This window comes from Azohydromonas lata (genome assembly GCF_034427735.1).
GTDB lineage: Bacteria > Pseudomonadota > Gammaproteobacteria > Burkholderiales > Burkholderiaceae_C > Azohydromonas > Azohydromonas lata.
In genome coordinates, this window is the sequence record NZ_JAXOJX010000242.1 from 1 (window position 1) to 316 (window position 316).

Here is a 316-nt window from a genome sequence, read left to right on the forward strand (position 1 = left end):
GGGCGGCGCGCTGGTGGGCTGCGACGCGGGTTTCCTCAACGCCAGCCGCATCAAGGGCAGCCATGCGGCGATCAAGACCGGCATGCTGTGCGCCGAAAGCGCCTTCGAGGCGCTGCAGGCGGGCAGGAGCGGCGACGAGCTGGCGGCCTACCCCGAGGCCTTCGAGAAGAGCTGGCTGTTCACCGAGCTGCAGCAGGCCAAGAACTTCAAGCAGTGGTTCAAGAAGGGCCGCTCCACCGCCACGCTCATGACTGGCGTGGAGCAGTGGCTGCTGCCCAAGCTGGGCATGAAGAACCCGCCCTGGACCCTGCAGCGC

The 316-nt window shown here is 68.0% G+C and carries 1 protein-coding gene; it reads left to right on the forward strand.

The window, feature by feature from the left end; all coding sequences use genetic code 11:
- On the forward strand, window positions 1-316 hold a 316-nt coding region (locus SM757_RS35225), incomplete at both ends, for an NAD(P)/FAD-dependent oxidoreductase (protein WP_407655840.1).